At 71.2% G+C, this 20,835-nt stretch carries 20 protein-coding genes; 1 reads left to right on the top strand and 19 read right to left on the bottom strand.

What is annotated here, in order from left to right:
- Positions 1–2 precede the first annotated feature (2 nt).
- The 16 genes from mraY to WMF11_RS09190 all read right to left on the bottom strand — a co-directional run bounded on the left by mraY (position 3) and on the right by WMF11_RS09190 (position 18,516).
- The gene (gene mraY / locus WMF11_RS09265) at positions 3–1,133 is read right to left on the bottom strand and encodes a phospho-N-acetylmuramoyl-pentapeptide-transferase (RefSeq protein WP_437551129.1); all 1,131 of its coding nucleotides are present in this window, start codon (positions 1,131–1,133) and stop codon (positions 3–5) included.
- The gene (locus WMF11_RS09260) at positions 1,130–2,734 is read right to left on the bottom strand and encodes a UDP-N-acetylmuramoyl-L-alanyl-D-glutamate--2,6-diaminopimelate ligase (RefSeq protein WP_437977209.1); all 1,605 of its coding nucleotides are present in this window, start codon (positions 2,732–2,734) and stop codon (positions 1,130–1,132) included. Before WMF11_RS09260 ends, mraY begins: the two co-directional genes overlap by 4 nt.
- A complete protein-coding gene (locus tag WMF11_RS09255) occupies positions 2,731–4,818 on the bottom strand; it encodes a penicillin-binding protein (RefSeq protein ID WP_437908085.1) in 2,088 nt (695 codons plus the stop codon). Before WMF11_RS09255 ends, WMF11_RS09260 begins: the two co-directional genes overlap by 4 nt.
- Complete coding sequence (locus WMF11_RS09250) at positions 4,815–5,168, bottom strand: hypothetical protein (RefSeq protein ID WP_437908084.1); 354 nt, start codon at positions 5,166–5,168, stop codon at positions 4,815–4,817. Before WMF11_RS09250 ends, WMF11_RS09255 begins: the two co-directional genes overlap by 4 nt.
- Entirely contained in the window at positions 5,165–6,088 is a 924-nt protein-coding gene (gene rsmH / locus WMF11_RS09245) for a 16S rRNA (cytosine(1402)-N(4))-methyltransferase RsmH (RefSeq protein WP_437555344.1), read from the bottom strand. Before rsmH ends, WMF11_RS09250 begins: the two co-directional genes overlap by 4 nt.
- A 20-nt stretch (positions 6,089–6,108) precedes the next feature.
- Entirely contained in the window at positions 6,109–6,657 is a 549-nt protein-coding gene (mraZ, locus tag WMF11_RS09240) for a division/cell wall cluster transcriptional repressor MraZ (protein WP_437977208.1), read from the bottom strand.
- A 419-nt stretch (positions 6,658–7,076) separates the two neighbouring features.
- The gene (locus WMF11_RS09235) at positions 7,077–7,481 is read right to left on the bottom strand and encodes a cobalamin B12-binding domain-containing protein (protein WP_012234290.1); all 405 of its coding nucleotides are present in this window, start codon (positions 7,479–7,481) and stop codon (positions 7,077–7,079) included.
- 98 nt (positions 7,482–7,579) lie between these two features.
- Entirely contained in the window at positions 7,580–9,736 is a 2,157-nt protein-coding gene (locus WMF11_RS09230; RefSeq protein ID WP_437977207.1) for a GYF domain-containing protein, read from the bottom strand.
- 70 nt (positions 9,737–9,806) lie between these two features.
- Positions 9,807–11,489, bottom strand: coding sequence for a response regulator (locus WMF11_RS09225; RefSeq protein WP_437977206.1), 1,683 nt, complete (start codon positions 11,487–11,489; stop codon positions 9,807–9,809).
- Positions 11,490–11,814: 325 nt separating this feature from the next.
- Positions 11,815–13,017, bottom strand: a complete 1,203-nt coding sequence (gene tgt, locus WMF11_RS09220) for a tRNA guanosine(34) transglycosylase Tgt (RefSeq protein WP_437977205.1) — start codon at positions 13,015–13,017, stop codon at positions 11,815–11,817.
- On the bottom strand, positions 13,014–14,138 hold the full coding sequence (queA, locus tag WMF11_RS09215; protein WP_437908080.1) for a tRNA preQ1(34) S-adenosylmethionine ribosyltransferase-isomerase QueA: 1,125 nt from the start codon (positions 14,136–14,138) through the stop codon (positions 13,014–13,016). Before queA ends, tgt begins: the two co-directional genes overlap by 4 nt.
- 9 nt (positions 14,139–14,147) lie before the next feature.
- On the bottom strand, positions 14,148–14,555 hold the full coding sequence (locus WMF11_RS09210) for a response regulator (RefSeq protein WP_437908079.1): 408 nt from the start codon (positions 14,553–14,555) through the stop codon (positions 14,148–14,150).
- Between the two features lie 396 nt (positions 14,556–14,951).
- Positions 14,952–16,307: a sigma-54-dependent transcriptional regulator gene (locus tag WMF11_RS09205; RefSeq protein ID WP_437551113.1), complete on the bottom strand. Its 1,356-nt coding sequence runs from the start codon at positions 16,305–16,307 to the stop codon at positions 14,952–14,954.
- 210 nt (positions 16,308–16,517) lie between these two features.
- On the bottom strand, positions 16,518–16,988 hold the full coding sequence (gene bfr, locus WMF11_RS09200; protein WP_437908078.1) for a bacterioferritin: 471 nt from the start codon (positions 16,986–16,988) through the stop codon (positions 16,518–16,520).
- A 198-nt stretch (positions 16,989–17,186) separates the two neighbouring features.
- Entirely contained in the window at positions 17,187–17,399 is a 213-nt protein-coding gene (locus tag WMF11_RS09195; protein WP_437328430.1) for a (2Fe-2S)-binding protein, read from the bottom strand.
- A 352-nt stretch (positions 17,400–17,751) separates the two neighbouring features.
- The gene (locus WMF11_RS09190; RefSeq protein ID WP_437908077.1) at positions 17,752–18,516 is read right to left on the bottom strand and encodes an SDR family oxidoreductase; all 765 of its coding nucleotides are present in this window, start codon (positions 18,514–18,516) and stop codon (positions 17,752–17,754) included.
- A gap of 260 nt (positions 18,517–18,776) precedes the next feature.
- Here WMF11_RS09190 and WMF11_RS09185 point away from each other — a divergent pair, with 260 nt between their 5' ends.
- Positions 18,777–19,196: a hypothetical protein gene (locus tag WMF11_RS09185; RefSeq protein WP_437551110.1), complete on the top strand. Its 420-nt coding sequence runs from the start codon at positions 18,777–18,779 to the stop codon at positions 19,194–19,196.
- A 36-nt stretch (positions 19,197–19,232) separates the two neighbouring features.
- On the opposite strand, the gene WMF11_RS09180 is transcribed toward WMF11_RS09185, so the two are convergent.
- From WMF11_RS09180 to WMF11_RS09170, 3 genes are all read right to left on the bottom strand, one after another.
- Complete coding sequence (locus WMF11_RS09180; RefSeq protein ID WP_437908075.1) at positions 19,233–19,901, bottom strand: sigma-70 family RNA polymerase sigma factor; 669 nt, start codon at positions 19,899–19,901, stop codon at positions 19,233–19,235.
- Between the two features lie 2 nt (positions 19,902–19,903).
- The gene (locus tag WMF11_RS09175; RefSeq protein ID WP_272101334.1) at positions 19,904–20,146 is read right to left on the bottom strand and encodes a hypothetical protein; all 243 of its coding nucleotides are present in this window, start codon (positions 20,144–20,146) and stop codon (positions 19,904–19,906) included.
- A gap of 65 nt (positions 20,147–20,211) precedes the next feature.
- Positions 20,212–20,712 (bottom strand): hypothetical protein, encoded by a 501-nt coding sequence (locus WMF11_RS09170; protein ID WP_437551106.1) that lies wholly within the window; start codon positions 20,710–20,712, stop codon positions 20,212–20,214.
- Positions 20,713–20,835 lie beyond the last annotated feature (123 nt).

The following is a 20,835-nucleotide window of genomic DNA, read 5'->3' as shown; positions in this document are numbered from 1 at the left end:
CCTCACCGCAGCTTCATCGACGCCAGGGACACCAGCGCCAGGAGGATGGAGATGATCCAGAAGCGGACGATGATCTTGGGCTCCGCCCACCCCTTCTTCTCGTAGTGGTGGTGGATCGGCGCCATCAAGAAGACGCGCTTGCCGGTGAGCTTGAACGAGAGGACCTGCGTGATGACGCTGACCGTCTCGATGAAGAAGATCCCCCCGAGGATGATCGACAGGAGCTCGTTCTTGGTGAAGACGGCGAGCATCCCGAGCCCGCCTCCGAGGGCGAGCGACCCGACGTCCCCCATGAAGACCTGGGCGGGGTACGTGTTGTACCAAAGGAACCCGATCCCCGCGCCGATGACCGAGCCGCAGTACACCGACAGCTCGCCGGCCGACGCGATGGCCGGGATGTCGAGGTAGGTCGCGAGCGAGAAGCTCGCGATGGAGGCGCCGACGATGTACGCGAGGATGAGGTAGGTCCCCGCGTTGATGATCACCGGGCCGATCGCGAGGCCGTCGAGGCCGTCGGTGAGGTTCACGGCGTTCGACGTGGCGACCACGACGAAGACGGCGAACGGGATGTAGACGTAGAGCGGCAGCTCGATCGGGTACTTCGAGAACGCGACGAACGGGATCGCGAGGCGCGTCCTGATATCCGCCCAGTCCGGCGGGAGCTTGGACGCGAGCAGGAACGTGTAGGCCACGGCCGCGCCGCCGATCAGCACCTGCCCGATGAGCTTGTAGCGCCCGGGCAGGCCGCCGCTGTTCCGCCGCTTGATCTTGAGGAAGTCGTCCAGGTAGCCGATGACGCCGTAGCCCGCGGTGACGGCCGTCGTCGCGAGGACGAAGGGGTTCCTGAGGTCGGCCCACAGCACGGTGGGGAGCAGCAGGGAGAGCAGGATGAGCGCGCCGCCCATCGTCGGCGTGCCCGCCTTGATCTTGTGCGTCTCCGGCCCCTCGGCGCGGACCACCTGCCCGATCTGCTTGCGCCGGAGCTCGCGGATGAACCACGGCGCGAGCACGAACGTCAGCACCATGGCGGTGATCGTCGCCATGATCGTGCGGAACGGGATGTAGCGGAGGACGTTGAGCCAGCTCAGCCAGCCGTAGTGGAACTTGAGCGGGTAGAAGAGCTCGTAAATCACCCCGCACCTCCGTGCGACGGCCGCTCGCCGAGGGCGCGCGCGCGGCGCGCGGCGAGCGCGCGTCGCGCCTCGTCGCGATCGTCGAACGGCAGCGTGACGCCGCCGATGATCTGGTACGGCTCGTGGCCCTTGCCGGCGATGAGGACCACGTCCCCCGGCTCGGCGTCGAGCACCGCGCGCTCGATCGCGCGCGCCCGATCGAGCTCGACGACGACGCGCGCGCCCCCCGCGGCGAGCCCCGGCAGGATGGCGTCGGCGATCGCGCGCGGGTCCTCGCTCCGCGGGTTGTCGTTGGTGACGATGGCGACGTCGGCGGCGCGGCCGACCGCCTCGCCCATCTGCGGCCGCTTCAGCGGATCGCGGTCGCCGCCGCACCCGAAGACGCAGAGGACGCGCCCGCCGCCGAGGGCACGCACGCTCGCGAGCACGCGGGCCAGCGCGTCCGGCGTGTGCGCGTAGTCGACGAGCACGATCACATCGTCGGCGCCGGGGGTATCACAGCGCTCCAGGCGGCCCGCGACCTGGATCGGAGACGAGAGCGCCGCGGCGGCGTCGCCGACGTCGAACCCGAGCAGGTAGGCCACGGCGAGGGCGGCGAGCAGGTTCGACGCGTTGTGCGCGCCGAGCAGGTGGGAGCGGATGGTGACCTCGCCGACGGGCGTGCGGGCGCGGATGAACGTGCCGCTCGCGCTGTGCGCGAGCTCGACGGGGGCGATCTCCGCGGCGTCCGGGCCCGCGCCCACCTCCGCCGAGTAGCGCGCGAGCGTCGCCGCGGTCGGGCGCGAGAGCCCGCCGGGGGCGAGCATCTCGACGAGCTGCCGCCCGAAGGGATCGTCGACGTTGATGACCGCGGCGCCGGGGCCGAGATCCACGAACAGGCGCGCCTTCGCCGCCGCGTACGCCTCCATCGTGCCGTGGTAGTCGAGGTGATCCTGCGTGAGGTTCGTGAAGACGGCGATCCGGAACCGGACCGCGTCGACGCGCTTCGCCGCGAGCGCGATCGACGACACCTCCATCACGAGGTGCGTCGCGCCGCGGGCGACCATCGCGGCGGCGACGCGGGCGAGCTCGTCCGCCTCGGGGCTCGTGTGCGAGGCGTGGACATCGAGATCGCCGAAGCGGTAGCCGAGCGTCCCGACGATCCCGGCCTGGCCGCCGCACCGATCGACGCAGGCCTGGACGAGGTGGGCCGTCGTCGTCTTGCCGTTCGTACCGGTGATGCCGACGACCTCGAGCGTGAAGGTCGGGTGTCCGTAGACCACGGCGGCAGCCTGGGCGAGCGCGAGCGGCACGTCGGGGACCTCGACGCGCGCGGCGCCGAGCGTGTCGGCCGCGCTCCCGCGGGCGACGATCACCGCCCGCGCGCCGCGCGCCACGGCCTCGGGGATGAAGCGCTCGCCGTGAGCGCGCGCGCCCGCGCGCGCGACGAAGATGTCCCCCTGCCCCACCTTGCGCGAGTCGAGGTGCACGCCCGTGACGACCATCTCCTCGGCGCCCGCCGGAGAGAGCGCGGCGCCCGGGATCTCGAGCAGCACGTCGCCGAGGCGGAGCGCGAGCTCGACCTCGGCCAGGCTGGCTTCCTTGTGATCGTGCTCCGTCATGTGGGGGGCTCGAAGATGAGCTTCAGGGGCGCTCCCTTGGGCAGCACGGTCCCGGGCGGAGGCTCCTGGCGCGCGAGCCGCCCCGTGCCCTCGACGCTCGGATCGAGCCCGAGCGCGGCGGCGCTCTTCACGGCCTCGCGCTGCGGCAGCCCCGTCAGATCGGGGACGCGCAGCTCCCCCGCCTTGAGCGGCGCGGACGGCGTGACCACCCCCGTCGAGATCGGCGCGGCCGCGGCGCGCGCCTCGCTCAGCACCTGGTAGGTGCTCGCCGCGAGGTCCTCCCCGGCCTGCTCGCTGATCTCCGACAGCTTCATCGGCACGCTCCCGCGCGGGGTAACGCCCAGGTAGCGCAGCGCCATCTCCCCGATCCGACGGAAGACGGGCGCCGCGACCGAGCCGCCGGCGTACGTGCCGCCCATCGGCTCATCGAGCACCACCGCGATGGCGATCCGAGGCCGCTCGGCCGGGACGAACCCGACGAACGACGCCACGTAGTGGGTGTCGGTGTACTTGCCCGTCGCGGGATCGATCTTCTGCGCGGTGGCCGTCTTCCCCGCGACGCGGAACCCGGGGATCGCGGCCTCGACGCCGGTCCCGTCCCCCTCCGTCACCGCGACGAGCATCTCCGACATCATCCGCGCGATCGGCGCCGGCACCGCGTCGCGGCGCACGCGCGGCGACGGCTCCGACAGCGTGACGCCCGTGCCGTCGGTGACCCGCTTGATCAAGATCGGCTCGAGCAGCCGCCCGTGGTTGGCGACCGCCGCCGTGGCCATCGCCAGCTGGAGCGTGGTCACGCTGATCCCCTGCCCGAACGAGGCCGCCGCCGTCTCGACCTGGACCCACGGGCGGCCGCGCGGCCGCAGCACGCCCACGGACTCGCCCGGCAGCGGCACGCCGGTCAGGTCCCCGAAGCCGAACCGCCGGAAGCCCTCGTAGAGCCGCTGCTCGCCGAGCCCGAGCGCGATCTTCGCCGTGCCGATGTTGGACGACTGGGCGAGGATCTGCGGCACCGTCAGCCACTTGTGAATGTGCGTGTCGTGGATCACGACGTTGTCGATCGCCATGTTCCCCTCCTCGCAGTAGATGGTCGCGCTGGGGGAGACGCTCTTCGCCGCGATCGCGCTCGCGATGGCGAACACCTTCATCGTGGAGCCGGGCTCGAAGCGATCGACGACGCAGCGGTTGCGCCGCGACCCCGGATCGCTCTGCGAGTAGTCGTTCGGGTTGAAGCCCGGAGCGCTCGCCATGGCGAGGATCTCGCCGCTCTCCGGATCGACGACCACGATCGATCCGCCGAGCGCCTCGTAGGTCTTCATCGCCGCCTCGAGCTCGCGCTCGGCGGTGAACTGGATGCCCTTGTCGATCGTCAGGTGGACGTTGTGCCCGGCGAGCGCCTGCTCGTCCTCGATCCCCTCCGAGAAGATGAGCCGGCCCGAGCGATCGCGGAGCCCGCGCACCTCGGACGCGTTGCCGCGGAGCTCGTGCTCCAGGCTGAGCTCGATCCCCTCCTTGCCCTCGCCGTCGGTGGCGACGAAGCCGAGCAGCGGGCCGGCGAGCTCGCGGTTCGGGTAGAAGCGGCGCCCCTCGCCCTCGATCACGAGCCCGCGCACCGGGTAGCGCTGCGTCCTGTCCCCGAGCGCGCGGACGTTCTCGACCTCCTGCTCGGAGATGCGGCGCTTGAGCCAGGCGAAGCGGCGCCGACGGCCGAGCTTCTCCACGACCTCCTCGATCGGCAGCGAGAGCGCCTGCGCGATGCGCTCGGCGTACTGCTGGATCCGCATCGGGACGTACTTCTCCTCGATGCCGCGGAGCATCTCGACCGCGTCCACGGAGACGCTGGGCACCTCCACGCTCTCCGCGAGCGGCGCGCCGTTCCGGTCGTAGATGGTGCCGCGCTTCGGCGTGATGTGGAGCCGCCGCTGGCGCTGCCGCTCGGCGAGGTCGTACCACGCGTCCCCGTCCTCGACCTCGATGCGGTAGGCGCCGGACACGACGCCGCCCAGGCCGAGCGCCATGAGGCCGCAGAGCAGCCCCATGCGGATGCGGATCCACCGCGCGCGCCGGGGATCGAGGTTCTTCACGGCTGCCCTCCGCTCGGCGGCGCGCGGCCGGACTCCTCGCCTTCGGGCTCGCGCTCGCCGGGCGGCGCCGAGTAGCCCCGCACCGGGATCACGCGCTCGGGCGGGGGCGGCGTCATGCCGAGCAGCGAGCGGGCGACCATCTCCACGCGCTGCGGCGTCTCGTAGCTGGCCGCCTCGAGCGAGAGCACCCGCTTGACCTCACGCAGCCGCGCCTGCTCGGCGCGCGCCCGCCCGAGCTTGTAGCCCAGGTCGACCGTGCGCCCGCGCAGCGCGAGGTGCACGACGAAGGCCGCCACCGTCGCGGCCACCGCGAGCGTCCACAGCATGAGGAACGGACGCTGCTGCGTCACGCGAGCGCCTCCGCACCGCCCACACGCCGCGCGGCGCGGAGCTTTGCGCTGCGGGCCCTCGGGTTGCCTTCGACCTCGTCGTCGCCCGCGGTCACCGGCTTCTTCGTCAGCGGCTCCCAGACCTCCGGCTCGCGCAGCGCGCGCTTGACGATGCGGTCCTCGAGCGAGTGGAACGAGATCACGGCGAGCACGCCGCCCGGCGCGATGATCCTGGGCGCCGCCTCGAGCAGCGCCTCGAGCTGATCGAGCTCTCCGTTCACCGCGATGCGCAGCGCCTGGAACGTGCGCGTCGCCGGATCGACGCCGCCGATGCGCGCCGGCCCGACGGCGCGCACCACGGCGCGCCGCAGGTCGAGCGTCGTGACGAGCTCGCCGCTGTCGGCCGCCTGCTTGATGCAGCGCGCGACCCTCCGGCTGCGGCGCTCCTCGCCGTAGCGGTAGATGAGATCCGCGAGCTCCTCGTCGCTGAGCCGCTCGATGAGCTCGAGCGCCGTCTCGCCGCGGCTCGGGTCCATCCGCATGTCGAGCGGCCCCTCCGCGCGGAAGCTCATGCCGCGGCCCGGGTCGTCGAGCTGCATGGAGCTCACGCCGATGTCGGCCAAGAGGCCGTCCACCTGCGGGACGCCGAGGGCCGCGAGGTGCCGCTCGATCTCGGAGAACTCACCGTGAACGTAGGTCACCCGATCCCCTGCGCGGGCGAGCCGGGCGCGCGCGATGGCGAGGGCGCGCTCATCGCGATCGATCCCGATGACCCGGGCGCCCGGCGTCTCGAGGATCGTCGCGGTGTGGCCGCCGGCGCCGAGCGTGGCGTCGACGTAGACGCCCTCGCTGACCGGCGAGAGCGCGGCGAGCACCTCGCGGCCGAGGACGGAGACGTGCTGCTCGCCGCGCGGGCGCGGCGGCGGAGGAGGCAGGTGCATGGGGACTACATTGACGACGTTCATAGGCGGAACTGCTCCGCGATTGCGTTCTTGAAGCTCTGAAGCTCGACCTCGCTCATCTGCTGAGCGGCCTTCCACCGTTCCTGCGACCAGAGCTCGATCGTCTGGCCCATGCCCGCCCACAGCACGTCCTTCGTGAGGTCCGCGTGCTCGCGGAGGGACGGCGGGATGAGGATCCGGCCCTGTTTGTCAAGGTCACACTCGACGGCCGCGGACAGATAACGGCGCCGGAATGCGACCACGTTCGAATCAAATTGCGGAAGTGCTGCAATTTTTGCCTCCAGCTCTTCCCAGGCCTTCATCGGGTACGCGTGCAGGCAGGGGTCGAAGAGGGCCGGGGTGATGACCATCCGCAGGTCGTTCGCGGCCGCGAGCACGTCGCGAAAGCGCGAAGGAAGGCTCGTGCGCCCCTTCGCGTCGATCGCGTGCTCGAAGTGACCGCGAAACATCGTGCTCATCGACCCCAGCTCCGGCTGGTCCGTCCCGCCGAGGGGTTGGCGACGCGTTGCTCCAACGGGCGCACGCCGCGTCGTGACATTCTCTGCCACTTCTTCCCACGAAGCTCCGCCACGCTACGGAGTGAGGTGCCGAGTGTCAACAGTTTGGGAGATTTCTGGACCTCATCCGCCACCTATGTAGGACATAAACCTTCAAAGTCACACCCAACAAAACAGCGCGATTTATCGATAAATGGCCCTCGAGCAGGTCCGTGGGAGGAAGTGGGGAGCCGCTCGGAGGTGGGCTGGAACGCGTCGGGCGGACGCTGGCAAGACAGAAAGCAAGCAAGACGGATCGCCGCCCTGAGCACATCGATTCGCGGCCGGGCGAACGGGTGCGTAGCCGGGTTACCGGGCGGGCTCAGCGAGCCTGTGGCTGAGGGGAAACCGGGCGGGGGAGGCGCGCGGTGGAGGAGAGTGGGGAGGCGCCCCGCGGTGGAGGAGAGTGGGGAGGCGCCCCGCGGTGGCGGTCAGCTGTGGGGGGTCACGTTGGTCTGAACCCACTCCACGATGCTCTTCAGGGTGGTCCCGGGGGTGAAGACGCCCTTCACGCCGGCGTTCTGGAGCCGCGCGATGTCCTCGTCCGGGATGATGCCCCCACCGAACACCACGATGTCCTCGGCCCCGCGGCTCCGGAGCGCTTCGATAACCGCGGGGAAGAGGGTGTTGTGTGCTCCGGACATGATCGACAGCCCCACGGCATCGACGTCCTCCTGCACAGCGGCGGAGGCGATCATGTCGGGGGTCTGGTGCAGGCCCGTGTAGACCACCTCGAAGCCCGCATCGCGGAGTGCCCTGGCGACCACCTTGGCGCCGCGGTCGTGGCCGTCCAGGCCGGGCTTCGCCACGAGGATTCGGACTTTGCGCTCTGCCATGAGCGCGTCGATTACCGCCTGCCTGGGCAGACGTAAAGCGAAGCGCCCGATCGAGCGGCCTTCGCTCCGCAGGGGTGCATCCTTGCTGAGCAGCGGGCTTACTGCGCGGCGAAGACGAACGGAATCGTCACGGGGGTGGAACCCGAGGAAGGAGGGAACCGCCAGGACTTGATCCGGGAGGCGATGCAGCTCGACAGGCCGGGGTAATCCTTCTCCGACCCGCCGGCCGAGACCGACTGGACGGCGCCCGACGCGGCGATGACCACCGAAGCGGAGACCCTGGCGGTGCTGGCCGCGTTGCTGGCGCGCGCGTCGAGGGCGGGCTGCCAGCAGTGGCGGCGGACGCTGGGGCGGTTCGACTCGACGACGCCGGAGATCTCCCCTTGGGAAAGCGGGGTCAAACCGGCGCCGCCCCCCTGGCTGCCCGGCCCTGACGAGGGGCCGGGGACCCCGGCGCCGAACCCTGACCGGTCGAGCTGAGCAGAGGCCGGTGGAGCGACCGGTTTGTCCGGCGGAGGGCGCTGGCTCGCGACGCCGCCCGCCTTGCCCGTCGAAGCGACCTCTGGCCGGGCAGAAGCCGTCTCGGCCGGCGCAGGTGCGTCCGGTTCGACGCTCGGCGGCGGCGGCGGGGCCGCCGTGGGCAAATCGGCCGGCTGGCTCTGCGGCGGGGGGGCCGTCACGACCTGCACGGGCTGCTGCGGCTTCGGGGAGAGCAGGACGAACGCGGAGACGCCACCGAACGCCGCTGCCATGGCGATGAAGGCGTATGCGAGCGGGCTCATGCCCGATCGGCGCCTTGGCGCGACCGTCTCCACCAGGCTGCCTGGCGTACCCACCAGAGGTGCGGGCTCTACGGCGGAGATGGCCCCTGCCGCGGCGGGTGAGCCCCCCGCGGTCGGCCTTCCGCCTGCTGGCGCCGTCGCAGAGCGGGCTACCCCAGCGGCCAGGCCACCCGCGGGCGCCGCCGCAGAGGGCGACCCGCCCGCGGCCAGGCCGCCGGCCCCACGGGCGAGCTCGGTCGAGGCGGACGCGGCCAGCTCGGGTCCGGGCGCGAACGCGACGGGGACCGTCCGATCGGCCGCGAAGGGATCGGCGAGCATCTCCACCGGCGCAGCGCCCGCGGCGTGGGTCCGCCCGGCGCCTGCCGACGCTCCTGGCCATGCGGCCGGCGCGCTCGCTGCTGGCGCAACCGGGGTGACGCGCGCAACGGACGCAACGGACGCAACGGACGTAGACGTAGCCGATGCGACCGGCACGGGAAGCGGGGCCGACACAGCGGGCATCCCCGCCGCGGTGAAGGCGGCGACCGCCGGGGCCTGCTCGTTCAGGCCAGGAGGGTCCGGCTCGCGCGTCGCCGTGCGCGCGGGTACGGCCCCCGCGAGCGCAGGGCCCCTCGACGAGGAGGGCGCCTTTGCCGAGGGAGACGCGTGCGCCTGACCGACAGAGGAGCCCGTGGTGCTGATGCGGCGCGCGGGCGTGGACAGGCGGGTGGACTGAGCCTGCGTGACGATCTCGAGCAGCTCCGGGAAGTTCTTGAGGGGCAGCCACTCGTCGAAGCCCTCGCGCCAGACGAGCGACTCGCCGTCCACCGCGCCGGCAAGCGCCTTGTCGCGAATGACCGAGAGGCGCACCGGGCCGAGCGGGACGCCGCCGACCCCGACGTACCAGTCCTCGCTCGCCGTGGCGCGCACGGCCGGCGCCTTCCCGAGCGGGCGGTCATTGGACATCGCGCGCGTGAACGCGCCGGCGGCCCCCGCCGGCGGCGCGGGCTCCGCCGCCCTGGCGGCAGGCGCAGGGGAACGAGCCGGCGCCGCGGGCGCAGGCTGGACAGCCCGGGCTGCCGGGGAGGCTTGCGGTGCGGTCGCCGGGCGCGGGCTCGACGCCGGTCCAGGGACGGCGCGCGGCGCGACCGGGGGTCGAGGAGCGCCCGCCGGCCGCGGCAGGGCCTGGGACGCCGGCCGGGGCGGCGCAGGCGCGGCGCCGTGGCCCAGGGACGAAGCCAGCGGCGGCTTCAACGGGCTCGCCGCGCCGTCCGCCGCCGGCGCCTCGTCGCTCGGAGGGGCGACGTGCGCATCGTCGCCCGCCTCGCGCGGCGGCTCGACCGGGAGAGCACGCGCCACGGAGCTCTCGGTGACGCTCGCGCTGACCTGGATGAGGTGCCCGCATCGCCGGCACTGCATCCGCACCATCTTGCCGGCGACCTTCTCGTCACCGATCTGGTACTTGGCCTTGCAGTTATCGCAGATGAATTTCATCCAAGGACGCGCCTGCCGGTGGAATGGCGCAGTCTACGACAGCTTGGCCCCAGACGACATGGGGTAGGCGTCAGAGCAGCCCGAGCAAGTGCTCCTTGATCGATTGCCGCGTCGGGTCATCGGGGGCGACGCCCAGCGCGCGCTCCCAGGTCTCGATGGCTTTGTTGCGGAACCCAGCCTTCTGATAGAGCACGGCCAGGTTCTTCAGCGCGGGGAAGTGCTTGCCGTTGATGTGCAGCGCCGTCTCCAGCTCCTGGATGGCGTCGTAGAGCTGCCCCTGCTTGCCGTAGAGCAGGCCGAGGTGGAAGTGCAGCCGGTACGCGAGCGGGTCGATCGCCGTGCCCTCGCGCAGGTGCCGCACGGCCTTGTCGAAATCGCCCGCGCGGTACGCCGCGATCCCCGCGGCGAGGAGGCGCTCCGCCTCCGCCGAGATCCGGTCCTGATCGCCGCGGATCGAGCGCGCCTGGAGCGCGTTCTCCACGGCGGCGACGACGTCGGCGACGCGGAAGGGCTTCTCGATGTAGGCCTCCACGCCGTAGCTCGACTTCAGGTCCTCCGCGAACCGCCACCCGCGGTAGACGGCCGAGATCATGATGATCGGGATGTGGCCGTAGCGCTGGGTGCCCTTCATGCGGCGGGCGATGTCGAAGCCGTGCACCTCCGGCAGCATGGCGTCGAGGATCATCACGTCGGGCGGATTCTCCTTGACCATGCGCAGCGCGAGGAGCCCGCGATCGGCCTCCTCCACGCGGTACCCGCGCTCCTCGAAGATGCGACGGAGCAGCTTCCGGATCTCCGGCTCGTCGTCGACGACCAGGATCGTCGTCTGATCGCCCTGCGGCGCCTTGCCTGCGCCCGGGAGCGACTCGACGACGGAGAGATCGCGGTCTGCGGTGCCGAAATCCGTGTCCGTGAGCTCGTCGGCCGCCGCCGCCCTCCGCATGGCGTCGTCGACGACGAGCGGCGGCCCCGCCGACGAGAGGCGGGCCGGCGACGCGGCAGCGGGCGGGCTCGGATCGTCGGTGAGATCGGCGAACGAGATCTCCGCGTCGTCGCGCGGGCGCTCCGGCGCGGGCCGCGGCGGCGGCGGGGCGGCGCTGGGAGCGGGCGCCGCAGGGGCCTGGGCCACCGGGGCCTGGGCCGCCGTCGCCGGGGGCACGGCGGACGCGGGCCGGCGCGGCGCGGGCTGCGCAGGGGCTGGCGGGGGCGCGGGCGGCGCATCGGAGGCGGACGACGCCGTGGAGCCGAGCCCGGCCCGCTTCAGCACCTCGGGCGGGCACTTGGCGCCCACGTAGAACGGCTCGCCCTGCTCCTTCATGTCGTAGGCGGCCGCGATGGTCCGCACGAGGGGACCCGCGAGCGCGATGTACGGGAAGACGCGCTTGCCGGTCACGAACTCGAGCTCGTCGATCACCTTCTTGTCGGCGGGCGCGGCCATGGCCACGAGGATGCGATCCTCGCGCACGAGCACGGGAAGGAGCTTGTGTTTGGCGGCGATCTCGCGGGGGAGGATGGAGAGGTCGCTCAGCTTGATGCAGACCTGGTTGAGATCGATGCCAGGAACGCCGCTCTGCTCGGAGAGGGCCTTCAGCGCAGCGACCTCGGAGACGGTGCCGCTCTCGATGAGGTTCGTGGCGAGGGGCACCCCCTTCGCGCGCGCCTCGAGGAGCGCCTGTTCGAGCTGGGGCTGGGTGACCGCCCGTTGCTGCAGGAGGATGCGTCCGAGCGGCTTCTTGTTGGCGTCTTGCGTCATTCCGCGGGCCGAGTTCGAAGGCTAATGGACCAGGAATGCGCGGGCAAGCACGCGACCCGCGCGCGAAGGCCGCCATCCGACCGACACGACCGGCTCGGGCTCGTGCGCCAGCGGCTCGGGCATACGGCCGGGTCGAGCGCGGCCAGGACGCCGCCCGAGGCGCGCGGATCCGAGCGCGCGTCCCGACGCCAGAGGCGAGAGCTCACCATCCGCCCATGTTACTCCGGAACCCTCCGGGCAGCGCAGGCGATGCGCCGGCGGCGCGACGGCGCCCGCTGCCCCCGCTCCGCGAACGCATCGAAGAGGCCATGGCGACGATGTAGGGTCACTCGGTCGACTCGGTCGCGCCCACCGTCTCGTTCGCGTCGTTCGCGTCGTTCGCGTCGTTCGCGTCGTTCGCGTCGTTGGCATTACCGGCGCCGCTCGCGCCGAGCCACGCACGAGCGAACGCCGCGTACCTCCCCTCGGCGATCGCCGCGCGCGCTTCTCGCATCAGGCGGCCATAGAGGTGGAGGTTGTGCTCCGTCAGCAGGCGCAGCACCAGGATCTCGCCGGCCATGAAGAGGTGCCTCAGGTACGCGCGGCTGTATCCGCCGGCGCAGGTCGGGCAAGCGCAGGTCGGATCGAGCGGCGAACGATCTTCTTTGTAGCGGGCCTGCTTGATGACGATCTTGCCGTGCTGCGTGAGCGCCTGCCCGTTCCGCGCGTTCCGGGTGGGGAGCACGCAGTCGAACATGTCGACCCCGGCGCCGATGGCGTGCACGAGGTCGATCGGCGTTCCCACGCCCATGAGGTAGCGGGGGCGCGTCGGGTCGAGGTGCGGCCCGATCTGGGCGACGACCTCGTGCATCATCGCGATCGGCTCGCCCACGGAGAAGCCGCCCAGGGCGAGCCCGTCGAACGGCAAGGCGCCGAGCTCATCGGCGTGCGCCATGCGCAGCGCGACCGAGGTGCCGCCCTGCACGATGCCGAAGAGCGCCTGGCTCGGGCGCTTCGCGGCGAGGCAGCGCTTCCCCCAGCGCGTCGTCAGGCGGCACGCCTCCTCGACCTCTGGGCGCGGCGCGCCGCCTGGCGGGCACACGTCGAGCTGCATCGCGATGTCGGCCCCGAGCAGCCCCTGCACCTCCATCGCGACCTCGGGCGTGAGCGCCTTGCGGGCGCCGTCGAGGTGCGATCGGAACACGAAGCCGTCCTCGACGAGGGTGCGCCGCTCGGCGAGCGAGAAGGCCTGGAAGCCCCCGGAGTCCGTGAGCATCGCGTGCGGCCAGCGGGTGAACGCGTGCAGGCCGCCGAGCTGCGCGACGAGCTCGGGGCCAGGGCGGAGCCACAGGTGGTAGGTGTTGCCGAGGACGATCCTCGCGCCGGTCGCGGCCACCTCGGCGGGGGTCAACGTCTTCACGCTGCCCTGGGTGCCGACCGGCATGAACGTCGGGGTCAGCACGTCGCCGTGCGGCGTGGAGAGCACGCCCGTCCGGGCATGCCCGTCCCTCGCGAGCTCGGAGAAGGAGAAGCCAGGCGTCCGGCTCATGGCGCGTCCACCCCACGGATCAACATGGCGTCACCATACGAGTAGAAGCGGTAGCCGGCGTCGATCGCCGCGCGGTACGCGAGGAGCGTGCGCTCGCGGCCGGCGAAGGCGAACACCAGCGCGAGCAGCGTCGAGCGCGGCAGGTGGAAGTTGGTCAGCAGGGCGTCGACGACGCGGAACCGATAGCCCGGCTGGATGAGGAGGCGCGTCTCCCCGGACTGCGCCCGCACGAGGCCTGCGCGGGCGGGATCGGCGGCCGACTCCAGCGCGCGAACCACGGTGGTGCCGATCGCGATCACCGGCGCGCCGCGCTCGCGCGCCCCCGCGATCGCGCCCGCGGTCGCGTCCGGGATCGAGTAGACCTCCGCGTGCATCGGGTGCAGGTCGAGATCGTCGACCGTGACCGGCTGGAAGGTGCCGAGGCCGACGTGCAGCGTGACGCTCGCGATCTCGACCCCGTTCGCGCGGAGCCGCTCGACGAGGCCAGGCGAGAGGTGGAGGCCCGCCGTCGGCGCGGCGACCGCTCCTGGGACCCGGGCGAAGATGGTCTGGTACCGCTCGCGATCGGACGCGTCGTCACCGCGACCGAGGTAGGGCGGGAGCGGTACGTGCCCGTACGCGTCGATCGCAGCGGCGACGGACAGCCCCGCGGGCGAGGAGAGCTGCACCGTGAGCACGCCGTCCTCGGCGCGCTCCAGCACCTCCGCGACCAGCGCGCCATCGCGCTCGATATCGAGCACCGATCCCGGGCGTATCGGCTTGGAGGCGCGCCCCATCGCCCGCCAGCGCTCGGACCGCGGCGCGCTCTCCTGGGGCCCACCGCCGAGGTCCTCCGCGCCGGCCGGCGCCCCGTCCAGCCGCTGCAGCAGGAAGAGCTCGATCTGCCCGCCTGTGCCGCGCTTCCTCCCGAACAGACGAGCGGGGACGACCTTCGTGTCGTTGACGATGACGAGCGCGCCGCGCTCGATGTACCGATCGAGATCGCGGATCGCCGCGTGCTCCACCTCGCCCGCCCTGCGGCCGCGATCGACCAGGAGGAGCCTCGCTCCGTCGCGCTCCTCGGGGGGCCGCGAAGCGATCAGCGCTTCAGGGAGTTCGTAGTCGAGCAGCTCGCAGCGCACGCCGCGCTACTAGCACGACGCGGGCGTGAGCACGTTCGTCTTGGCGCGGAGGAAGCGACAGATCTCGCCCACCTGGTAAGGCTTGGGGACGAAGGCCACCGCGCCGCAGTCGGCGCGCTCGACCTGGCGCGCGGAGAGGTGATACGCGCTGGAGAGCACGACCCGCACCCTCGGGAACGCATGCCGGATGTGCCGCGCGAGCTCGAGGCCGTTCAGGTCAGGCATCATCAGATCGATCATCGCCACATCGACCGGGGACGAGCCGAGGGTGAGCAGCGCATCCTGGAACGAGGCGGCGAACACGACCTCGAACCCCTCGACGCTTAGCCCTGCCGAAAGAGCGCGACGCTGGGAATTCTCACCGTCCACGATCAGCATGCGGGCCATTAAGCGTCCTCCTGCGGCGATCGCCGCCATCCAATACGCCTACCTGTCTAGCAATCACCGGGCCAAGTTCCCGAATCGACGCGTTGCAGTTGCCGACGCTAAAGTGAAACAGAAGAGCACAGTCTACATCAGGCGCCTCATTGCACTAAGGCAAATCCCGACGCTGCATCATTGCAAAGATGCAATCTCGCGTAGGCTAGCTCCCTCGATTTACGGCTGAGTCAGGTGGTTTGCTCGGATCGAGCGGCCGCATCCATACGACCCGAACGGAGGAATGCAGGCTGAGCTCGATGGGCAGCAGGTCGAGGTGCAGGGGGAGCATGGCCCGTCGAGCACGGTCCGCCTGAGGTCGCTGTGTGCCGTGGGAGCGAGCTGCTGAGCCCGGCCGGTGAGCGATGGCAAGGCGCTCGACAGACCGGCGCCGTTTCAGCCGGGGGGATACGTGATCGCCAGGCGGGTCATCTTGCGCCACAGCGTGGTCGCGCTGATCCCGAGCACCTCGGCGGCGCGCTCCCGGCTGCCGTCGCACTCCCGCAGCGCGGCCTCGATCGCCTGGCGCTCGGCGCAGTCGACGACGTCGGCGAGCAGCCTGCCGCCGGCCTCGGGCGCGCGCTTCGGCTGCACCGCGGCGGGCAGCACGTCATCGACGCTGATGAGGCCGCCGCCGGAGAGGGCCACCGCTTGCTCGACCATGTTCTCGAGCTCGCGGATGTTGCCGGGGAAGTCGTACTGCGTCAGCGCCTCGACGACGCCGTCGGCGGCGCGGGCGCGGCAGCTCATCTTGCGGTTGTACTTCTCCAGGAAGAACTCCCAGAGGATCGGGATGTCCTCGCGACGCGAGCGGAGCGGCGGGAGCACGAAGCGCGCGACGTTCAGCCGGTAGTAGAGGTCCTGGCGGAACCGCTTCTCCGACACCGCGGTCAGGAGCTCCTGGTTCGTCGCGGCGATGATGCGCACGTCGACGTTGATGGGTTTGTTCTCGCCTACCCTGCGGATCTCGTTCTCCTGGATCGCGCGGAGCAGCTTCGCCTGGAAGGTGAGCGGGGTCTCGGCGATCTCGTCGAAGAAGAACGTGCCCCCGTCGGCCTCCTCGAAGAGCCCTTTCCTCGCCGAGATCGCGCCCGTGAACGAGCCTCGCGCGTGGCCGAACAGCTCGCTCTCGAGGAGCGTCTCGCTGATGGCGGCGCAGTTCACCGGCACGAACGGGCGGTCGGCGCGCTTGCTGTTGGCGTGGATGGCCTTGGCGACGAGCTCCTTGCCGGTGCCGCTCTCGCCGGTGATGAGCACCGTCGCGTCGGTCGGCGCGACCTTGACGATCCGGCCGAGCACCTCGCGGACCGCCTGCGAGCGGCCGACGATGTTCTCGAACCGGTAGCGCTCCTTGAACTCGCTGGCGAGCAGCTGCACCTCGCCGGTGAGCTTCCGGTTCTGGATCGCGCGCTCGACCTTCACGAGGAGCTCCTGCTCCGAGAACGGCTTCTGGATGTAGTCGAACGCGCCGAGCCGCATCGCCTCCACCGCGCTCTCGATGGTGCCGTACGCGGTCATCACGATGACCTCCGTGTTCGCGTTCGACTCCTTCACCGCGCGCAGGACGCCGATCCCGTCGAAGCCGCCCATCCGGAGGTCGGTGAGCACGACGTCGTACGCCCCCTTGGCGCCCAGATCGGCGCCCTGGCTGCCGTCCGCGGCTTCATCGACCTCGTATCCGGCGCCACGCAGCATCATCGCGAGCGTGGTCCGCATGTTCCGCTGGTCATCGACGACAAGAATCTTCGACATGGATTTCCCCCGCCGCGCTCATCCTCCTCCGGGAAACGAGCGCGGCGCGACGATCACGACCGACGTGCCGCGCTGGCGCGTAAGCGCGCGAGCACGGTCGTCCGCGGCGCCTTGGACATGCGTCCAGAGCATCGTACGTCAAGCACGACCTCCGCCGCCAGAAGGTGCACGGGGGACGCTCCCTGCGCGAGGGACGGCCCTCACCCTACCCTACTCGCGGATCTGCTGGGCGAGGTAGGCGGTCTCGCCGAGCTTCTCGATCAGCCCGATTTGCGTCTCGAGCCAGTCGATGTGCTCCTCCTCGGACTCGAGGATCTTGGCCAGGAGATCCTCGCTGGTGCGATCCCCCTTGTCGCGGCAGAGGGCGATCGCCGTGTTGAGCCGCTTGACCGCGTGGTACTCGAGATCGAGGTCGCTCTTGAGCTGCTCCGGCACGCTCTGCCCGATGTGCAGGGTGTCCAGGCGCTGCAGGTTGGGGAGCCCATCGAGGAAGAGGATGCGATCGATGATCGCATCGGCGTGCTTCATCTCGTCGATCGACTCGGCGCGCCCGTGCGCAGCGAGCGTGACGAAGCCCCAGTGCGAACACATCTTCGCGTGCAGAAAATACTGGTTGATCGCAACGAGCTCTCCGGCAAGCACCTCGTTCAACGCATCAACGATGTCTTTTGCACCCTTCATCGGACCCCTCTCGCGCTCATGCCTGTCGTGCGGACCCCGCCCCTGTCAGGCGGGGGACGCTGGCTAGAGCGCCAGCGCCCCGCACAAATGCGCGAGGTCCGTGGAGGTGCGCAAGAAGTTTCTAAGGAAATAGGTGCCACCGCCGTCGCTTCCGACGGAAACCAGGGCATCGAGGCTGTTGCCGGTCAATCCGGAGGATCAAGCTGCGCTGGAGACCGGCGCCATCACCAGGCGACGCGGCGTCGAGGCGCCATCGCGCTCGCCGACAAGCTCGGCGATCGTCGACCGACAGGAGCCACAGCGCGTACCGGCGCCCGTGCACTCCATGACCTGCGAAACAGAGCAGGCGCCCTCGCTCATCGCTTCACGAATCTCTCGATCACAGACGCCCATGCAGAGGCAGACGTACATGCAGACCCCCCGGCTACGTAACGGGTTGGATTGATATTGAACATAGCTTTCAATATCGGAGCGTCAAGGGGAATGTCGCCTGGGCGGATCGCCGCCTTGGCTCGTGGTCCGAGATCCCCTTGGATCGAGCCAGCAGCGCTCGATCAAACAAACGCGCCGAGCAGCGCTCGATCGAACGCGCCGAGCAGCGCTCGGTCGGTCGAGCGCCACAGGAGCGTCGAAGGAAGAGGGATCGGGCAGGGATGCAGCCGGTCAGACCGGCGGAAGACGACGCCGCGCGAGCGCGGGCTAGCGGCGAGGCGGCGAGGCGCGAACGCACGCCCACCGCGGAGCGGTCGGCCGCGTGCCGGCGTCACATCGTGAGGCCGCCGTCGACGTCGATGCAGCGACCGTTGAAGTACTCGCACTCGATCACGAAGCGCACGGCCTGCCAGATGTCCTCGGGCACGCCGATGCGGCCCACAGGGATCATGGCGACCAAGGCGTCGCGCGCCTTCTGGTGCATGCCCTGCGTCATGGGCGTCTCGATCATGCCGGGCGCAACGGCGCCGACGCGGATGCCGAACGGCGCGAACTCGAGCGCCCAGGTCTTCGTGTTCGCCGCGAGCGCGCTCTTCGCAGCGGTGTAGCTCGACTGGCCGCGGTTGCCGTGGCGCGCGATGGAGCTGATGTTGACGATGACGCCCTTCTGCTCGGTCTCGATCATCTTCGCGACGACCTCGCGGACCATGAGCGTGGCCCCCGTCAGGTTGACGTCGATGACGGCCTGCCACTGCGCCGCGCTCAGCTTGACGACGGCGCCCGTCTGGCGGTCCTTCTTGACGAGCAGGCCGTCCCGCAGGATGCCCGCGTTGTTCACGAGGCCGTTCAGGCCGCCCATCGCCTCATGCGCGAAGCGGACGAACGCCTCCACCTCGGCCTCCACCGCCACGTTGACCGCCCGCGCGTGGACCTTGCCGGCGAGCCCCTTGCTCGCCTCGACGAGCGACGCGAGCCCCTCCTCGTTCATGTCGCCGGCGGCGACCTGGCCCCCGAGCTCCGCGAGCCGCAGCGTATAGTGGCGACCCAGCCCCTGGGCAGCACCTGTGACGACGAACTTCGTGTCCTCGAGTCGCATGATCGCACTCCTCCAGGGATCGCCCCCGCTCTCCGTGTCGAACGCGCCGTCTACCACGACACCACCGCGAGGCGGCGGACGACGTGGCAGCGCGCCGCCAACGCCCGCAACCCGCGCCCGGCCTGCAGGCCCCCGCGCAATCCGTGTAACCGCGCAACCCGCGTACCCCGCGTACCCCGCGTACCCCGCGTACCCCGCGTACCCCGCGTAACAGCGCGGTCGCCGCTTGCGCCGGGTGGCATCGATGTTATTCAGCGCCCATGAGGTCGATCGCGCTCGCCGCCGTGTGCGCCGGCATCCTGACGCTCGCGCCTGCATGTGACCGCGCCCCCCCGGTGCCCGAGACCTCCGATCCGACGGGCAAGGATCTGGTGATCGGCGCCGTGGTCGCAGCCGCCGAGCAGAGCGGAGGGATCCGCATCTACAAGATCGTCGAGGTGGAAGAGCTGCCCAAGCCGTTCGGGTCCGATCTGCACATGATCGCCTACGATCCGAAGGCGCAGAGCTTCGAGGAGGCCGCGGAGCTCCGTCGCAAGGGGAAGCTGACCGTCGCGAAGGACCACATGACGGTCCGGCTCGTGTACTTCCTGCCGCGCGACCACCGGGTGATCAGCAACGAGCCGGTCAGCGACGACGAGCGGGCCCCGTACCTCCGCTCGTTCCAGAGCCGGCAGCGCTGACCGGCATCCGCCGGCGGGCGGCGAGGCGCCCGCGCCTCAGCGCGCTGCGCGGAGCAGCTCGCCCAGCCGCTCGATCGCCTGGCTGTGCAGCCGGCTCGCCCAGCTCTTGCTGATCCCGAGATCCTGCGCGATCTGATCGAAGCGCTCGTCGTCGAAGTAGTGGCGCTCCACGAGGGCGCGCTCGCGCTCCGGGAGCTCGCGCACGGCGTGACGCACGGCCTGCGCGAGCTCGGCGCGAGAGGCGCGCTCCTCCGGGTCGTCCGCGGCGTCGGGGACGGCGGCGACGTCCCCGTGACCCGAGAGCAGGCCGAGCGCCATCGCGGCCGCGTGCCCGGCGAGCAGATCACCGAGCCGCGCGGCGTAGGCCTCCTGCGTGGCAGGCGCGTCGGCGTCGTCGTCCGCCCCGCGTCCCTCGGCGAAGCGCGCCGACGCAGCGAGCGCGCTGGCCCGCGCGGCCGCGGAACGCCAGCGCGTCTCCCTCCGGACGCCGTCGAAGATGGCCCACCGGAGCTTCCGCTTGGCGAAGGCCTCGAAGGTGGATCGGCTCGGATCGTGCGTCCGCACGATCTCGAGCAGCGCCGGGTGCCCCAGCGCGACGAGGTCCTCCACCGGGATGCGGCGGCCCAGACGGCGCGCGATGCGCTTCGCGACCAGCTGAAGCAGGTCGAGCCCCTCGGCGAGGAGCCGGTCTTCCGGAGTGCGCACCGCTATCCCGCCTTGGCGCGCCCCGCTGCGCCGAGCACCCCGAACGCCCGCTCGCCGCTCTCGTCGACCTCGCGCGGATGCGCGCGCCGCAGGAGGCGGCTCGCCTCCTCGTCGTGCAGCAAGACCTCCGCGAGCTGCTCGCGCATCCACGCGATCTCGTGCGCGGGCAGGCGCCCAACGTAAGGCGCCACGGCGGCGTCGACCTGAGCGGCGATCCAGGGGTCATCGAGGAGCGAAGCGTCCATGGGCGACGCCCATTATATCTCCACCGAGCGCGCCGTCATCCGCCGCCCGCCGCGTCGCCGATGCGTCATTTGGACGGCGGCGGCTCGTTGAGGCAGGCCTCGAACGCCCTGACGGTCCGCGCGTCGAACGCGCACTTGAGCGACCTCGGATCCACGCTCTTGCCGACGTTCTGCTCGCACGACTGCGCGTACTGCTCCCCCAGCGTGGCCGCGACGGCGTCGATCTTCTTCTCGGTCTCGCCCCGCTGCTCCGCCGTGAGCTTGGCGCTGAGCGCCGCGACCTGCTCCGAGCGCGTGAGCACTGTGAGCCGCTTGCCCAGATCCACGCAGTCGCCATGCATGAGCGCGTAGTCGTCGGGCACCGAGTCGTCGCGACGCGGCGGCGCCGGCGCCGCCGCGGCGGGCTCGGCGTCTGCCTCCCGCGCCTCGGCGCCCTGGGCGGCATCGCTCGTGGGCTCGGCCGGCAGCGACGGCTCCTCCGACCGCGCGGGCTCGGGCTGCTCGATCGGAGGCGGCGAGGCCCCTCCGCACCCGAGCAGCAACGTCGACAACGGACCCGTGACCATGATCAAGAAAAGAGCTCTCCCCATACAGCGAGGGTTGATCGGCTCGCGCCGGGCGTCCATGCCGCGCCGGGCGCGCTCGGCGCTGCGCGGCGGATCGAGCGACGCCTCGGCTCGCCGCACCTG

Origin of the sequence: Sorangium sp. So ce295, from assembly GCF_051527405.1 — a bacterium.
Lineage (GTDB): Bacteria > Myxococcota_A > Polyangia > Polyangiales > Polyangiaceae > Sorangium > Sorangium cellulosum_B.
Note: the sequence above shows the minus strand (reverse complement) of the source record. Positions and strands in the feature narration are given on the sequence as shown.

Excerpts from the sequence above, each read along its gene's own strand:
- WMF11_RS09260 (WP_437977209.1), bottom strand. The coding sequence starts at position 2,734 with ATGACGGAGCACGATCACAAGGAAGCCAGCCTGGCCGAGGTCGAGCTC.
- rsmH (WP_437555344.1), bottom strand. The coding sequence starts at position 6,088 with ATGCACCTGCCTCCTCCGCCGCCGCGCCCGCGCGGCGAGCAGCACGTC.
- WMF11_RS09235 (WP_012234290.1), bottom strand. The coding sequence starts at position 7,481 with ATGGCAGAGCGCAAAGTCCGAATCCTCGTGGCGAAGCCCGGCCTGGAC.
- WMF11_RS09230 (WP_437977207.1), bottom strand. The coding sequence starts at position 9,736 with ATGAAATTCATCTGCGATAACTGCAAGGCCAAGTACCAGATCGGTGAC.
- WMF11_RS09225 (WP_437977206.1), bottom strand. The coding sequence starts at position 11,489 with ATGACGCAAGACGCCAACAAGAAGCCGCTCGGACGCATCCTCCTGCAG.
- tgt (WP_437977205.1), bottom strand. The coding sequence starts at position 13,017 with ATGAGCCGGACGCCTGGCTTCTCCTTCTCCGAGCTCGCGAGGGACGGG.
- WMF11_RS09210 (WP_437908079.1), bottom strand. The coding sequence starts at position 14,555 with ATGGCGGCGATCGCCGCAGGAGGACGCTTAATGGCCCGCATGCTGATC.
- WMF11_RS09205 (WP_437551113.1), bottom strand. The coding sequence starts at position 16,307 with ATGTCGAAGATTCTTGTCGTCGATGACCAGCGGAACATGCGGACCACG.
- bfr (WP_437908078.1), bottom strand. The coding sequence starts at position 16,988 with ATGAAGGGTGCAAAAGACATCGTTGATGCGTTGAACGAGGTGCTTGCC.
- WMF11_RS09195 (WP_437328430.1), bottom strand. The coding sequence starts at position 17,399 with ATGTACGTCTGCCTCTGCATGGGCGTCTGTGATCGAGAGATTCGTGAA.
- WMF11_RS09190 (WP_437908077.1), bottom strand. The coding sequence starts at position 18,516 with ATGCGACTCGAGGACACGAAGTTCGTCGTCACAGGTGCTGCCCAGGGG.
- WMF11_RS09185 (WP_437551110.1), top strand. The coding sequence starts at position 18,777 with ATGAGGTCGATCGCGCTCGCCGCCGTGTGCGCCGGCATCCTGACGCTC.
- WMF11_RS09175 (WP_272101334.1), bottom strand. The coding sequence starts at position 20,146 with ATGGACGCTTCGCTCCTCGATGACCCCTGGATCGCCGCTCAGGTCGAC.
- WMF11_RS09170 (WP_437551106.1), bottom strand. The coding sequence starts at position 20,712 with ATGGTCACGGGTCCGTTGTCGACGTTGCTGCTCGGGTGCGGAGGGGCC.